Source organism: Ornithinimicrobium humiphilum (genome assembly GCF_006716885.1).
Lineage (GTDB): Bacteria > Actinomycetota > Actinomycetes > Actinomycetales > Dermatophilaceae > Ornithinicoccus > Ornithinicoccus humiphilus.
In genome coordinates, this window is the sequence record NZ_VFPU01000002.1 from 1 (window position 1) to 13,832 (window position 13,832).

General features: G+C 74.0%; 14 protein-coding genes and 1 pseudogene. 5 read left to right on the forward strand and 10 right to left on the reverse strand.

Features of this window, described 5'->3' with window-relative positions; all coding sequences use genetic code 11:
- The 4 genes and pseudogenes from FB476_RS13570 to FB476_RS13585 all read right to left on the reverse strand — a co-directional run.
- Positions 1 to 264 (reverse strand): annotated as a pseudogene (locus FB476_RS13570) (23S rRNA (guanosine(2251)-2'-O)-methyltransferase RlmB); the annotation flags it as partial.
- Positions 265 to 290: 26 nt separating this feature from the next.
- Complete coding sequence (cysS, locus tag FB476_RS13575; protein WP_141820332.1) at positions 291 to 1,751, reverse strand: cysteine--tRNA ligase; 1,461 nt, start codon at positions 1,749 to 1,751, stop codon at positions 291 to 293.
- Positions 1,752 to 1,804: 53 nt separating this feature from the next.
- Positions 1,805 to 2,659, reverse strand: coding sequence for a membrane protein insertase YidC (gene yidC / locus FB476_RS13580; protein WP_141820334.1), 855 nt, complete (start codon positions 2,657 to 2,659; stop codon positions 1,805 to 1,807).
- 66 nt (positions 2,660 to 2,725) lie between these two features.
- Entirely contained in the window at positions 2,726 to 3,004 is a 279-nt protein-coding gene (locus FB476_RS13585) for a hypothetical protein (protein WP_141820336.1), read from the reverse strand.
- 129 nt (positions 3,005 to 3,133) lie between these two features.
- On the opposite strand from FB476_RS13585, the gene FB476_RS13590 reads away from it, so the two are divergent.
- Positions 3,134 to 3,796, forward strand: a complete 663-nt coding sequence (locus FB476_RS13590; RefSeq protein WP_141820339.1) for a GOLPH3/VPS74 family protein — start codon at positions 3,134 to 3,136, stop codon at positions 3,794 to 3,796.
- A 109-nt stretch (positions 3,797 to 3,905) separates the two neighbouring features.
- On the opposite strand, the gene FB476_RS13595 is transcribed toward FB476_RS13590, so the two are convergent.
- Both FB476_RS13595 and FB476_RS13600 read right to left on the reverse strand, forming a co-directional pair.
- Positions 3,906 to 4,532, reverse strand: a complete 627-nt coding sequence (locus FB476_RS13595) for an MBL fold metallo-hydrolase (protein ID WP_141820341.1) — start codon at positions 4,530 to 4,532, stop codon at positions 3,906 to 3,908.
- Positions 4,529 to 5,659, reverse strand: coding sequence for an S-(hydroxymethyl)mycothiol dehydrogenase (locus FB476_RS13600; RefSeq protein WP_141820343.1), 1,131 nt, complete (start codon positions 5,657 to 5,659; stop codon positions 4,529 to 4,531). Before FB476_RS13600 ends, FB476_RS13595 begins: the two co-directional genes overlap by 4 nt.
- A gap of 151 nt (positions 5,660 to 5,810) precedes the next feature.
- On the opposite strand from FB476_RS13600, the gene FB476_RS13605 reads away from it, so the two are divergent.
- The gene (locus tag FB476_RS13605) at positions 5,811 to 7,604 is read left to right on the forward strand and encodes an AMP-binding protein (protein WP_141820345.1); all 1,794 of its coding nucleotides are present in this window, start codon (positions 5,811 to 5,813) and stop codon (positions 7,602 to 7,604) included.
- A 167-nt stretch (positions 7,605 to 7,771) separates the two neighbouring features.
- Here the strand turns inward: FB476_RS13605 and ispF are convergent, their stop codons facing one another.
- Genes ispF through FB476_RS13620 form a run of 3 tightly spaced genes read right to left on the reverse strand, consistent with a single transcriptional unit; the run spans position 7,772 to position 10,094 of the window.
- Complete coding sequence (gene ispF / locus FB476_RS13610; protein WP_141820347.1) at positions 7,772 to 8,257, reverse strand: 2-C-methyl-D-erythritol 2,4-cyclodiphosphate synthase; 486 nt, start codon at positions 8,255 to 8,257, stop codon at positions 7,772 to 7,774.
- Positions 8,254 to 9,555 (reverse strand): 2-C-methyl-D-erythritol 4-phosphate cytidylyltransferase, encoded by a 1,302-nt coding sequence (gene ispD / locus FB476_RS17190; RefSeq protein ID WP_141820349.1) that lies wholly within the window; start codon positions 9,553 to 9,555, stop codon positions 8,254 to 8,256. Before ispD ends, ispF begins: the two co-directional genes overlap by 4 nt.
- Before the next feature lie 56 nt (positions 9,556 to 9,611).
- Positions 9,612 to 10,094, reverse strand: a complete 483-nt coding sequence (locus FB476_RS13620; RefSeq protein WP_141820351.1) for a CarD family transcriptional regulator — start codon at positions 10,092 to 10,094, stop codon at positions 9,612 to 9,614.
- A 255-nt stretch (positions 10,095 to 10,349) separates the two neighbouring features.
- Here FB476_RS13620 and FB476_RS13625 point away from each other — a divergent pair, with 255 nt between their 5' ends.
- Positions 10,350 to 10,901, forward strand: a complete 552-nt coding sequence (locus FB476_RS13625; RefSeq protein WP_141820353.1) for a hypothetical protein — start codon at positions 10,350 to 10,352, stop codon at positions 10,899 to 10,901.
- 91 nt (positions 10,902 to 10,992) lie between these two features.
- On the opposite strand, the gene phoU is transcribed toward FB476_RS13625, so the two are convergent.
- Complete coding sequence (gene phoU / locus FB476_RS13630) at positions 10,993 to 11,685, reverse strand: phosphate signaling complex protein PhoU (RefSeq protein WP_141820355.1); 693 nt, start codon at positions 11,683 to 11,685, stop codon at positions 10,993 to 10,995.
- A 194-nt stretch (positions 11,686 to 11,879) separates the two neighbouring features.
- Here phoU and FB476_RS13635 point away from each other — a divergent pair, with 194 nt between their 5' ends.
- Both FB476_RS13635 and FB476_RS13640 read left to right on the forward strand, forming a co-directional pair.
- The gene (locus FB476_RS13635; RefSeq protein ID WP_141820357.1) at positions 11,880 to 13,148 is read left to right on the forward strand and encodes a sensor histidine kinase; all 1,269 of its coding nucleotides are present in this window, start codon (positions 11,880 to 11,882) and stop codon (positions 13,146 to 13,148) included.
- Positions 13,145 to 13,828, forward strand: a complete 684-nt coding sequence (locus tag FB476_RS13640) for a response regulator transcription factor (protein WP_141820359.1) — start codon at positions 13,145 to 13,147, stop codon at positions 13,826 to 13,828. The genes FB476_RS13635 and FB476_RS13640 overlap by 4 nt, the downstream gene beginning before the upstream one ends.
- Positions 13,829 to 13,832: the final 4 nt, after the last annotated feature.

Below are 13,832 nucleotides of genomic sequence, written 5' to 3' on the forward strand. Positions count from 1 at the left end.
GTGGGTGCGCAGCGCCTCCAGGACGCTGTTGCGCCCGGCGACGACCTCCGAGGACGCCTTGCCGGCGCGGCGGGAGCCGCCGCGCGGGTCCTTGGCCTTCTCGGCGCGGGCGGCACGGCGCGCGGCCGGGTGACCGACGCGCTCCTCCGCCTTGGGCGTGGGGCCCTTGCCCTTGAGCTGCTTGCGGCGCTGTCCGCCGGAGCCGACGAGCATGCCCTTCTTGTTGCTGGTGCGCGCGTTGCGGCGCTGCTGGTTACCGGCCATGGGCCTTCAGTCCTCCTGGTCGACCCTCATCGCAGCGCCCACCGGGCGCCGGACGGGGTGTCCTCGATGACGACGCCGAGCGCCGTCAGCTGGTCGCGGATGGCGTCGGCCGTCGCGAAGTCCTTGTCGGCCCGGGCCCGGGCGCGGGCGTCGAGACGCTCCTGCACCAGGGCCGCGAGCACCGTGCTGGTGCGGTTGTCGGTCGCGCCGGCGCTGCCGCCCCACCGCGGGTCGAGCGGGTTGACCCCGAGCACGTCGAGCATCGCGACGAGCTGCAGCACCGTGCGGCGCGTCCCCTCGCGGTCGCCCGCGTCGGGCGCCGCCTCGAGCGCCTTGTTGCCCTCGCGGACCGCGCCGAAGACGACCGCCAGCGCGCCGGGCACGTTGACGTCGTCGTCCAGCGCCTCGCGGAAGGCGGCCGGGAAGGCCTCGTCGACGGACAGCGCGCGGGACGCCTCGAGCAGCGCGTCGGCGGGCTCGCCAACGACCTCCAGGGCGCGGGAGAGGAAGCCCTCGATGCGCTCCACCGCGGCGAGCGCCTCCTCGAGCGAACCCTCGCCGTACTCGACGGTCGAGCGGTAGTGGGCGGCGCCGAGGTAGTAGCGCAGCACCAGCGGGCGCACCGTGCGGGTGAGCTCGGTGACCGCGAGCGCGTTGCCGAGCGACTTGCCCATCTTGGCGCCCTTGACCGTCACCCAGGCGTTGTGCAGCCAGAAGTTGGCGAAGTCGAGACCGGCAGCACGCGACTGGGCCTGCTCGTTCTCGTGGTGCGGGAAGCGCAGGTCGACGCCACCGCCGTGGATGTCGAAGGCGTCGCCGAGATACTTGCGCGCCATCGCCGAGCACTCCAGGTGCCAGCCGGGGCGGCCACGGCCGTAGGGCGTGGGCCACGAGGCGGTCTCGGGCTCGCCGGGCTTGTGCCCCTTCCACAGCGCGAAGTCGCGGGGGTCGCGCTTGCCGCGCGGGTCGGCGTCGCCGGCCGGCTCCATGTCCTCGAGCTTCTGGCGGGTCAGCTCGCCGTAGGCCGGCCAGGAGCGCACGTCGAAGTAGACGTCGCCGGAGCCGTCCTCGGCGACGTAGGCGTGGCCCTTCTCGAGAAGGATCTCGATGAGCTCGAGCTGCTCGGTGATGTGGCCGGTCGCGCGCGGCTCGTAGGTCGGCGGCAGCACGCCCAGCAGGTCGAGGGCGTGGGCGGTCTCGCGCTCGTGCAGGTAGGACCACGCCCACCACGGCCGCCCGGCCTCGGCCGACTTGGCGAGGATCTTGTCGTCGATGTCGGTGACGTTGCGGACCAGCGTGACGTCGTAGCCGTGCCCGCGCTCCAGCCACCGCCGCAGCACGTCGAAGGCAACCGCGAAGCGGACGTGCCCGATGTGCGGGCTGCCCTGCGTGGTGAGCCCGCAGATGTACATGCCGACCCTTCCGGGCTCGAGCGGCTCGAAGGGCCGCAGGGTCCGGGAGGCGGTGTCGAACAGGTGCAGGCTCACCCGACAAGGTTACCGGGGGCATGGGGTGCCGCCGGACCGCGCGACCGTGCCGGTCAGGCGGCCTCCGGGGTGCGGTGCCGGATGCGGCGCAGGCTGGCCCGCTCGAGGAGCCCCCAGCTGGTGCTGGTGACGAGGTAGAGACCGGCCGCCAGCGGCAGCGAGGCGACCGCGAGCACGGTGAAGAACGACATCATCGGCAGCACCTTGGTGACCTGCTCCATGCTCTCGGCCACCGCCTGCTGCTGGGCCGAGACCTTGGCGGACGAGGGCCGGGAGGCCTGCAGCCGCTTGGCCACCTCGCGGTCCTCGGCCATGTGCCGGCGCACCTGCCAGGCCGAGAAGGCGGCGACCGCCACGGTCAGGCCGACGAGGACGAGGAACACCCAGCGATCGCCCGCGGCGGCTCCGACGAGGTGCTGCGAGAGCGGCGTGCCGAGGAAGGTGTGGTCGAGCAGCCGGTTGTGCAGGCCGTCGATCTCGGGGGCGTTGAACAGCCGGTAGACGAGCCCGAAGACCGGCAGCTGCACGAGGACCGACAGGCAGCCGGGCGCGAGCGGCACGCCCTCCTCGCGGTGCAGCATGAGGATCGCCCGCTGCATGGCCTGCGGGTCGTCGGCGTGCTGGGCGCGCAGCTCGGCCAGTCGCGGCTCGAGGTCCCGGCGCCGCACCGCCTGGTGCGCGGCCCGGCGGTTGAGGGGGTGGAGCGCGAGCCGCAGCAGGAGGGTGAGGAGGACGACGGCGATCCCGGCCGGGATGACCGGTGAGAACGCGTCGAGGAGGTCGTGGAGGGGCAGGAGCAGAGGGTCGAGGAAGGCGAACACGGCGATCGGTCCTTGGCGTGCGGGCATCCGCGGCAGGCGCGGGTATGCGGCGGGCTGGGTCGGCAGGTCGACCCGGCCGGGCGGCACGCGCGTCCACGTCCGATCACCGCAGGACGGTGGTGCGGTCGGCGCGCTGCCGGGCGGCGGGTCGGCTCAGCCCAGCCCGGGTGCGCGCGGACGGACCTGGCCCGGGCGGTCCGGGTCGGCGGCCCGCACGCCGGTGGCACGGCATACCTCGCTGCGGTGGAGGACCGAGCCCGCGCGCACGGCCACGGGGACCGCGGTGGAGCGGGAGGCCAGCGCGGCCACGCCGGCGAGGGCGAGACCCAGCAGCAGGTGGTCGGGCGTCGAGAGCGCCGACAGCAGCGCCACGGTGGTGAGCAGCGGCAGCAGCAGGCCCAGGAGGGGCAGGTGCTCGGTGCGGGTGCTCACGTCGGTCAGGTTACCCTGGCAGGGCCTGGGAGGTCCTCCGCCTCGCGTCGGAGATCGGCCTCGCACCGCCGGCCGGACCTCCACCCGCGGTCGGATGTGGCCCCGCCGCCGCGGCCCTAGCGTGGGGTCATGCTCATCGCCGAAGAACTGCTCCTGGTCGGCACCGCCCCCGACGGCCGCAACCTGCTCGGCACGCAGCGGCAGATCGTCGTCGCCGGCGCCCTGCTCACCGAGCTCGTGCTCCGGGAGCGCCTCGACGTCGACGACCGGTCCCGCCTGCGGATGGTGGCCGGCGGGACGATCGGGGAGCCGTTGCTCGACGACGCCCTGGTGCGCTTCGGCGAGCGTCAGGGGAAGAAGCCCAAGGACGTCCTCGGGTCGATAGGCCGGAAGGTCGAGAAGCCGGTCTTCGAAAGCCTGGTGCGCCGCGAGCTCGTCCGGCCGGAGCCGGTGCGCGCCCTGGGGATGACGTGGATGACGCGCTGGCCGGTGCTCGAGGGCGGGCCGCGCGACACGATCGTGGCCGACCTGCTCCGGGTGGTGTGCCGGATGGAGGAGCCGAACTCCCGCACGGGCGCCCTGGTCTCGCTGCTCCAGGCCGTCGACGCGCTGCCCCGGGTGCTGCCCAAGGAGATGCGCCCGGGCGTGCCCAACCGCGACGTCCGGCGCCGCGGCAAGGAGATCACCAAGGGCCGCTGGGCCAGCGAGGCGGTCGTCAAGGCCGTCCAGGAGGCGACCGCGGCGACGATGGCGGCCGTCGGGGCCGCCACGGCGGCGAGCTCGTCGAGCTGAGCCCACCCGCCCCGACGACGCCGAGAGCCCCACCTCGGACCGCCAGATCTGCAGATCCGGGTCCCGGGGTGGGGCTCTCGGTGAGTTCCCCGCAGGGGTATGCCGTGGCTCAGTGGCCGCGGTCGATCCACTCCTGGCGGTGCGGCTTCTCCGTGCCGATCGTGGTGCTGCCGCCGTGGCCGGTCCGCACGACCGTCTCCTCGGGAAGCGTCAGCAGCTTGTCGGTGATCGAGGCGATGATCGTCGGGAAGTCGCTGAACGAGCGCCCGGTCGCCCCCGGCCCGCCCTCGAAGAGGGTGTCGCCGCTGAAGACCGTGCCCAGCTCGGGGCTGTAGAGGCTGCACGCCCCGGGCGTGTGGCCCGGCGTGTGCAGCACCCGCAGCGTGACCCCGGCGACGGAGATCTCCATACCGTCGGAGAGCTCGCCGGTCGGCGCCTCCTCGTGAACGCGGTCCCAGAGCATGCGGTCCTCGGGGTGCAGGTAGGTCGGGGCGCCGGTGCGGCGGGCGACCTCGAGCGCGGCGTCGACGTGGTCGTCGTGGCCGTGCGTGAGGACGAGGGCGGTCACCGTCCGGTCACCGACGACCTCCAGGATCGCGTCGGGGTCGTGCGGGGCGTCGATGACGACGCACTCGCTGTCGTCGCCGACGACCCAGACGTTGTTGTCGACCTCCCAGGTGCCGCCGTCGAGGCTGAAGGTGCCGGTCGTGACCGCGTGGTCGATCCGCGCGCTCATGCCGCCCCCTCCTCCGAGCCGGCGCCGTCGATCACGACGACCGAGCGCAGCACCTCGCCGGCGTGCATCTTGTCGAAGGCGGCCTCGACGTCGCCGAGCCCGATCGTCTCGGTGACGAAGCCGTCGAGATCGAAGCGGCCCTGGCGGTAGAGGTCGATGAGCATCGGGAAGTCGCGGCTGGGCAGGCAGTCGCCGTACCAGCTCGACTTCAGCGCGCCGCCGCGACCGAAGACGTCGAGCAGCGGGAGCGTGATCTCCATGTCCGGGGTGGGCACGCCGACGAGGACGACCGTGCCCGCGAGGTCGCGGGCGTAGAACGCCTGCTTGTAGGTCTCGGGGCGGCCGACCGCGTCGATGACGACGTCGGCGCCGACCCCTCCGGTGAGCTCCTGGATCGCCTGCACCGGGTCGGTGCCCGAGCTGTTGACGGTGTGGGTGGCGCCGAAGTCGCGGGCGCGCTCGAGCTTTCGGTCGTCGATGTCGACGGCGATGATCTTCGTCGCCCCCGCGATGGCCGCACCGGCGATCGCGGCGTCACCGACGCCGCCGCAGCCGATGACCGCCACGGAGTCGCCGCGGGTGACGTTGCCGGTGTTGACGGCCGCGCCGAAGCCGGCCATCACGCCGCAGCCGAGCAGGCCGGCGGCGACGGCGGAGGCCTCGCGGTCGACCTTGGTGCACTGACCGGCGTGGACCAGGGTCTTCTCGATGAACGCGCCGATGCCCAGCGCCGGGCTCAGCTCGGTGCCGGCCATCGGGTCGCCCTCGGCGAGCGTCATCTTCTGGGTGGCGTTGTGGGTGTTGAAGCAGTACCAGGGCTCGCCCTTGGCGCACGCGCGGCAGTGCCCGCAGACGGCGCGCCAGTTGAGGATGACGAAGTCGCCCGGCGCCACGTCGGTCACGCCCTCGCCGACGGCCTCCACGGTGCCAGCGGCCTCGTGGCCGAGCAGGAACGGGAACTCGTCGTTGATCCCGCCCTCGCGGTAGTGCAGGTCGGTGTGGCACACGCCGCACGCCTCGACGCGCACGACGGCCTCGCCCGGACCCGGGTCGGGCACCACGATGTCGACGACCTCGACGTCCGCACCCTTGCTGCGGGCGATGACACCCTTGACGATCTGGGACACGATAGACCCTCCTCGGTCGGTTGGTTGACCCTCACCGTATGCGGTGCGGCGCAGCGGGTCAGCCCGGGGGTGCGTCGCCGTCGGCCCGGGTTGTCGGGTGGTGGCGGGACCGACGCCCACCGCCCGACCTACGGAGGCGTAGGTTTGAGGCGTGCAGCCGAACCGTTCCGCACCGACGCCCCTGACCGTGGAGCCCGCCCCGACCACCTCGGCGCTGCTGGCCGGGGCCGCCCGCCGCTGGCCCGAGCGGGTCGCCATGGACTTCCTCGGCGCGACCACGACCTACGCGGAGCTGGCGGCCCAGGTCGACGCCGCCGCCCGCGTGCTCGCCGACCTCGGCGTCGGCCCCGGCGACCGGGTCGCCCTCGTGCTGCCCAACTGCCCGCAGCACGTCGTCGCCTTCTACGCCACGCACGCGCTCGGGGCAACCGTCGCCGAGCACAACCCGCTGGCGGCCCCCGAGGAGGTGCGCGCCCAGCTCGACCGGCACGGGGCGAAGGTCGTCGTCGCGTGGGAGCACTCCGTGGCCACGGTCGCCCCGGAGGGCGACACCCTCGGGCGGACCGTGCTGGCGGTCGACCTCACCGCGGCGATGCCGCGCCGCAGCCGCTTCCTGCTCCGTCTGCCGCTCAAGGCGGCCCGGGCGCAGCGGGCCGTGCTACGGGCATCGGTGCCCGAGACGGTCGGCTCGTGGGACGGCCTCGTGGCCGCGGCCCTGAAGAACGCGCCGGCGCAGCCCGCGGGCGCGCGGCCGGGACCGTCGCCCGAGGACGTGGCGGTCCTGCTGCCGACCGGCGGCACGACCGGCACCCCCAAGCTGGTGCCGCTCACCCACGCCAACCTCACCGCCAACGTCGCTCAGGGCCGCCAGTGGGTGCCCGGCCTGGAGGAGGGCGAGGAGACCTTCGGCTCGGTGCTGCCCTTCTTCCACGCCTTCGGCCTGACGCTGTGCCTGACCTTCGCCGTGTCGATGGGCGCGACGCAGGTGATCCTGCCCCGCTTCGACGTCGACCTGGTGCTCGCGGCGACCAAGCGGCGGCCCCTGACCTTCCTCGCCGGGGTGCCGCCGATGCTCGACCGGCTGGAGGCCGCGGCCCGCGAGCGCGACCCCGACCGGCTGCGCACCATCCGCTTCGCCATCTCCGGAGCGATGGCCCTCGACCCCGAGGTCGCCGCCCGCTGGGAGGCGACCACCGGAGGCCTGGTCATCGAGGGCTACGGCATGACCGAGTCCTCGCCGGTGCTGCTGGGCAATCCCTTCGGCGCCGAGCGCCGGCCCGGTGCCCTCGGACTGCCGTTCCCCGGCACCGAGATCCGCATCGTCGACCCCGAGGCCGTCGAGGAGGATCCCGACGCCCCGGACGTGCCCGACGGCGAGGTCGGCGAGCTGCTGGCCCGCGGCCCGCAGGTCTTCGGCGGCTACCTCGAGGACCCGGAGGATTCGGCCCAGGTGCTGCTGCCCGGCGGGTGGCTGCGCACCGGTGACCTGGTGCGGCGCGACCCGGAGGACGGCTTCGTCGTGCTCGCCGACCGCCGCAAGGAGCTCATCGTCTCCGGCGGCTTCAACGTCTACCCCTCGCAGGTCGAGGACGCCGTGCGGGAGATGCCCGGTGTCGTCGACGTCGCGGTCGTGGGCCTGCCCGACAGCTCGCTCGGAGAGCGGGCCGTCGCGGCGCTGGTGCTCGAGCCCGGCGCGACCGTCGAGCTCGAGGCGCTGCGGACCTGGCTGTACGGCAAGGTGTCGCGCTACGCCCTCCCCAACGCCGTGCACGTGCTCGAGGAGCTGCCCCGCAGCCAGCTCGGCAAGGTGCTGCGCCGCCACGTGCGCGAGCACCTGCTCGAGCGGGGGCGCGGTGGCAACGTCGGCGGCGGTGAGGCCGGTGCGGGCGCCGAGCCCACCGGGGCGGGCGTCGAGACCACCACCGAAGCCACCGACGAGCACTGACGGCGGGACCCGTCCCGCCGACACGCCCGACCTGACCGGCTCCAGCGAGCACGTGCTCGCTCCAGCCGGTCGCGACCGGCGAGTCGCCCGGACGTGCTCGGCGGTCGGACGAGAGGTCGGCGCACCACTCGGCGATCGGGCGGTGAGCGGCTGGGCTGTGAGTCCCTCTACACCCTCGCGACGAGCGCGGTGGCGAAGCCCGCGAGGCCCTCGGTCCGGCCCACGAAGCCGAGGCCGTCGGTGGTGGCCGCGGCGAGGGACACGGCCGCCCCGCCCAACGCGGCGGACATCGCCGCCTCCATCTCGGCGCGGCGCGGCCCGATGCGGGGGCGGCGGGCCACGACCTGGAGCGCGACGTTGCCGATGGTCCAGCCGTCTGCGTCGAGGAGGCTGCGCACGTGGCCGAGCAGCTGCGCGCCGGAGGCGCCGGCGAGCTCGGGACGGTCGGTGCCGAAGATCGCGCCGAGGTCGCCGAGGCCGGCGGCGGAGAGCAGGGCGTTGCAGGCGGCGTGGGCCGCGACGTCGCCGTCGCTGTGCCCGAGAATGCCGCGCTCCCCCGGCCAGGACACGCAGCCGAGCCAGAGGGTCCGGTCGTCGCCCTCGGGCGCCCAGGCGTGGACGTCGATCCCGATGCCGGTGCGGGGCAGGGTCATCGCAGGGCCTCCTCGATGCGTCGGACGGCGTCGTCGACGCTGTCCGTGGCGGTGTCGACGCGCATCTCGGCCTCGGGCCAGGGCGCGACGAAGCGGGTGCGGGTCTCCTCCCAGTCGGGCAGCCGGTGCCCGGGGATGTCGGCGGCGCGACCCTCGACGCGGCGGCGGTGCTCCTCGGGGTCCGAGCAGGTCACGACGACCCGGACCAGTCGGGCGCCGGCCTCGGACGCGACCCGCTCCCACTCCTCGCGGGCCTCGGGCACGCCGTTGACCATGTCGGCGACCACCGTCAGCCCGACCGCCAGCTGGTCGGCGGCCAGCGTCCAGCAGGCGCCGTAGCCCTGGGCGAACAGCTGGTCCTCGGGCAGCCCGCCGCGCATGAGCCCCTGCTCGACGGTGTCGACCCGGAGGTGCACGGCGCCGAGGCGGCGGCAGAGGGCGCGGGAGATCGTGGTCTTGCCGACCGCGGGGTGCCCGGTGAGCACGACCAGCGCGGGTGCCGCAGCACCAGAGCCCCCTGCCCCCGCGGCGGTCGAGACCCCTGCGTCCCGGCCAGCAGAGCCCTCCTCCTCGGCGAGCCACGCCGCGGCGACCGTGAGGTCGGCCGGGGTCGTCACCTTCATGGCGCGCGGGGAGCCGGGCACGACGGACACCGCACCTCCCGCGGCCTCGACCAGGCTGCAGTCGTCGGTGGCCAGGGCCGCAGCCGGCGCGGCTGCGTGCGCCCGCTCAAGGGTCGCCCGGTCGAAGCCCTGCGGCGTCTGCACGGCTCGGAGTCGGGACCGGTCCAGGGTGGCCACGACCGTCTCGACCCCGTCGGACGGACCCGGCCCGACCTCCTTGACGGTGTCGGTGACGGGCAGCGCGGGCGTGACCGCGGGCGAGCCCGCCCGGACGGCGGCCACCACGCGGTCGAAGACCTCGACGGGCGTGAGCGCGCGGGCCGCGTCGTGCACGAGGACGACGTCCACCTCGGGGGGTAGGGCGCGCAGCCCGAGGGCGACCGAGTCGGCGCGCTCCGCGCCGCCGGGCACCACGGTCAGCGGCACCGGGTCGCGACCCTCGACCTCGACGGCGCCCGAGCCGGCCCCGGGAAGGGCGACCTCCAGGGCCGCGGCGAGCTGCGCCATACCCTCCGCGTCGGGCGGGGCGACCACGACGGCGTGGGTGATGGAGTGGCAGCGCAGCGCGCCACGCAGGGCGTGCACGACGACCGGCTCCCCGTGCGGGGCCGCACCCAGCGGCACGAGGGCCTTGGGACGGCCGACACCCAGGCGGGTGCCACGACCGGCGGCCACCAGGACGAGCCCGGTGCCCGACCCGGCGTCGCTGCCGGACCGGTCTGGTGCGGTGCTCAGGAGGCGAGGACCTCGTCGAGGGTGGCCTCGGCGGTGTCCTCGTTGGTCTTCTCGGCGAGCGCGAGCTCGGAGACCAGGATCTGACGCGCCTTGCTCAGCAGCCGCTTCTCGCCCGTGGACAGGCCACGGTCCTTGTCACGGCGCCAGAGGTCGCGGACGACCTCGGCGACCTTGATCACGTCGCCCGAGGCGAGCTTCTCGAGGTTGGCCTTGTAGCGGCGCGACCAGTTGGTCGGCTCCTCGGTGTGCTCGGCGCGCAGCACGGAGAAGACCTTGTCCAGGCCCTCCTTGCCGACGACGTCACGAACACCGACGAGGTCGCAGTTCTCCGCAGGCACTTCGATGGTGAGATCGCCCTGGGCCACCTTGAGCTTCAGGTAGAGCTTCTCCTCGCCCTTGATGGTGCGTGTCTTCATCTCTTCGATGAGAGCGGCTCCGTGATGCGGGTACACGACCGTCTCGCCGACCTTGAACGTCATCTTGAGTTAGCCCCTTTCGCGGACCTCCAAGATATCACGTGTGGCCAGCGTCACGGAAGCACTTGCTTGACATTTGTGCAGGTCAGGGACTTGCAATCGGCTCCGGAGTATGCATCGAGGGCCCTTCTCCGACCCTCTCGAGATGCCGGAGAAGCGCCTGACGTGCAGGTCAGGCACGGTCCTACGGAATGTCGGACCCCGCGCGCGACACGCCTGCCCGGCCCGCCCGCGCGAGGCCCCGCTAGGCTGTGCCCCGTGATCACCGCACGCTCTTCCCGCACCCGCCGCCGCGCGACGATCCTCACCGCCACCGCCGTGGGCGTCCTGGCCCTCTCCGGCTGCCAGGTCACCAACCCGACCACGACGATGCTGCGCTACGCGCCCGCCGACGGCATCGAGCTGGACGGCGACAGCGTCGACGTGCGCGACCTGCTGGTCGTCAGCCACGGCGACGGTGCCCCGGCCGTGGTCTCCGGCTCGGTGGTCAACTCCGGCACCGAGGCGATCACCGTCACGGTGAGCGTCGAGGGCCAGGAGCTCTCCCCGCAGCTCACCGTCGATCCCGGCACCGCAGTGCGCCTCGACGGCACCCAGCCCGACGGCACCGAGGGCGAGCGGCTGATCCTCCCGGCCCTGGAGTCCCCGTCCGGGCAGAGCGTCGAGGTCCGCATCACCACCGACAGCGGCGAGACCCTCGGCGGTCGCGCTCCCGTCCTGCTGCCGCAGGGCCACTACGAGCAGTTCGCCGACGACGCGGGCGGCACCGTCGAGCCGCGGCAGGCCGAGGACCACGGCGAGGACCACTGACCTCCCGACCCCGATCACGCGAGAGCGCCGGCACCCCTGGAGGGGCGCCGGCGCTCTCGCGTTCCCGGACGAGCCGGGGGTGTGCCGTGCCTCAGGGCTCGGCGCGGTGCAGCCGGCCGGCGTCGGAGAGCGGCACCTGCTCGTCGTGCCAGCTGCCGGTGACGAGAAAGACCACCCGGATCGCGACCGAGACGGCGTGGTCGGCGAAGCGCTCGTAGTAGCGGCCGAGCAGCGTCATGTCGACGGCCTCGCGGGTCGGCCGGGTCGTGCCCTCGTCGAGCAGCAGGCGGAAGACCTCGCGGTGCAACCGGTCCATGACGTCGTCGCGCGACTGCAGCTCGGCGGCCCCGCTCGGGTCGTGGGCGGCGACGACCTCGCCGGCGCGGACGATCATCTGGGTCGCCAGCTCGGACATCTCGAGGATGACCGGGCGCAGGTCCTCGGGGACCGCGACGTGCGGGTAGCGCATGCGGGCGAGCTTGGCGACGTGCCGTGCGAGGTCGCCGCTGCGCTCCAGGTCCGAGCTCATCCGCAGCGCCGTGACGAGCTGTCGCAGGTCGGTGGCGACCGGCTGCTGGCGGGCCAGCACGTCGATCGCGCGGTTCTCCAGGTCGCGCCGCAGCGCGTCGATCTGCTCGTCGTCGGTGATGACCTGCTCGGCGAGGGCGAGGTCGGCCTCCATGAGCGACCTCGTGGCCCGCTCCAGGGCCTCCGCCGCGAGCCGGCTCATCTGCACCAGCTGGTCGGAGATGAACTCCAGCTCCTCGTGGAAGAGACTGCGCACCGGGCGTTCCCCTTTCGTCTCGCGTGCTCCGGTCCCGGGCCGTCCCGGGACACCGTCCCCGAGCCTGGCAGCGCCGGGTGAACGGAGGACGACCCCGGCGTGAACCCGTCGTACCTCCCGGGTGGCCGTCCGTCCACGGCGCCCACGTGCCGACCGGTGGTCCCGCCGGGGCACTGGCAGCCTAGTCTGAGCACGTGGATCCCGTCATCGCGGCACTCCTGGGCGCGCTCGCCGGCGCCGCCCTCATCGTGCTCGCGGTCCGGCTGCGCCGCCGGGGCTCGGCGGCCCCCGCCGCCCCCACCACCGCGCCACCACCCGGGGAGGTGCCGGTGCCCGACGGCGTCGGCGACGTCCTCGCGGTGCTGCGCGCGGGCGCGATCGTCGTCGACCGCAGCGCGCGCGTGCGCCTCGCCAGCGCCTCGGTCGCCCCCTTCGGGCTGGTCCGGGGCGACATGCTGGTGCGCCCCGAGCTCCGCGAGCTGGTCGAGGCGGTCCACCGCGACGGCATGGTGCGCGAGCGCGAGCTCGAGATCGCCCGCGGCCCGATCGGCGAGGGCCGGCTGGTGCTCGCCGCCCGGGTGGCCCCGATCCGCCCCGGCCTGGTGCTCGTCCTCGTCGACGACCGCACCCAGGCCCGCCGCGTCGAGGAGGTCCGCCGCGACTTCGTCGTCAACGTCAGCCACGAGCTCAAGACCCCCGTCGGCGGGCTGGCGCTGCTGGCCGAGGCCGTCCAGGGCGCGGCCAACGACCCGGAGGCCATCGCGCGCTTCGCCGGCCGCATGAAGACCGAGACCGAGCGCCTGACCCGGCTGGTCAGCGAGATCGTCGACCTCTCCCGCCTGCAGGCCAGCGACCTGCTCGCCGACATGACCGTCGTCGACGTCGCCGCCTGCGCCGAGGAGGCCGTGGACCAGGCGCACCTGCTGGCGGGCAACCGCGAGGTGCTGGCCGCCACCGCCGGCGACCCTGCCCGGCTGCGGGTCTACGGCGACAAGGACCTCATCACGACCGCCATCCGCAACCTGGTGACCAACGCGATCGCCTACTCCGAGGACAGCACCCGCGTCAGCGTCGTCACGCGCCGGACCGGCGACCTCGTCGAGGTCGCCGTCACCGACCAGGGTCGCGGCATCTCCCCCACCGACCAGGAGCGGATCTTCGAGCGCTTCTACCGGGTCGACGCCGCGCGCTCGCGCAGCACGGGCGGCACCGGCCTCGGACTCTCGATCGTCAAGCACATCTGCGACAACCACGGCGGCGACGTCACGGTCTGGAGCCAGGAGGGCGAGGGCTCGACCTTCACCATCCGGCTCCCCGCCGCGGACGACGACGCCCTCCCCGTCGGCGCCCTGGCCCCGCACCGTCCCGGCCAGCCGTCGAAGGTCGCCGACCCCGCGCACGGCGACTCCCCACCCTCGGAGGCGTCGGTCGCCTCCCCGTCCCGGAAAGGCAGGCACGCATGACGAGGATCCTCGTGGTCGAGGACGAGGAGTCCTTCTCCGATCCCCTCTCCTACCTCCTCGAGCGTGAGGGGTATGACGTGGCCGTCGCCGCGACCGGCCCGGACGCGATCGCCGAGTTCGACCGCAACGGCGCCGACCTCGTGCTGCTCGATCTCATGCTGCCGGGACTGCCGGGCGTCGACGTGCTGCGCGCGCTGCGCCAGCGCTCGGGGGTCCCGGTCATCATGCTCACCGCCAAGGACTCCGAGATCGACAAGGTCGTCGGCCTGGAGGTCGGGGCCGACGACTACGTCACCAAGCCCTACTCCGGGCGCGAGCTGCTCGCCCGCATCAAGGCGGTGCTGCGCCGGCTGGCCGAGCCCGAGGAGCTGGTGCCCTCGACGGTGGAGTCCGGCCCGGTCCGCATGGACGTCGAGCGGCACACCGTGCAGGTGCACGGCGAGCCGGTGTCGATGCCGCTCAAGGAGTTCGAGCTGCTCGAGATGCTGCTGCGCAACGCCGGCCGGGTGCTGACCCGGGGTCAGCTCATCGACCGGGTCTGGGGCAGCGACTACGTCGGCGACACCAAGACCCTCGACGTCCACATCAAGCGGCTGCGCGCCAAGATCGAGCCCGACCCGGGCAAGCCGGTGCACATCGTCACCGTGCGCGGCCTGGGCTACAAGTTCGACGCCGAGTAGCGGC

What these genes read in the sequence shown, in the direction of transcription:
- FB476_RS13590 (WP_141820339.1), top strand. Translation starts at nt 3,134, where the DNA reads ATGCTCATCGCCGAAGAACTGCTCCTGGTCGGCACCGCCCCCGACGGC.
- FB476_RS13595 (WP_141820341.1), bottom strand. Translation starts at nt 4,532, where the DNA reads ATGAGCGCGCGGATCGACCACGCGGTCACGACCGGCACCTTCAGCCTC.
- ispF (WP_141820347.1), bottom strand. Translation starts at nt 8,257, where the DNA reads ATGACCCTGCCCCGCACCGGCATCGGGATCGACGTCCACGCCTGGGCG.
- FB476_RS13620 (WP_141820351.1), bottom strand. Translation starts at nt 10,094, where the DNA reads ATGACGTTCAAGGTCGGCGAGACGGTCGTGTACCCGCATCACGGAGCC.
- FB476_RS13640 (WP_141820359.1), top strand. Translation starts at nt 13,145, where the DNA reads ATGACGAGGATCCTCGTGGTCGAGGACGAGGAGTCCTTCTCCGATCCC.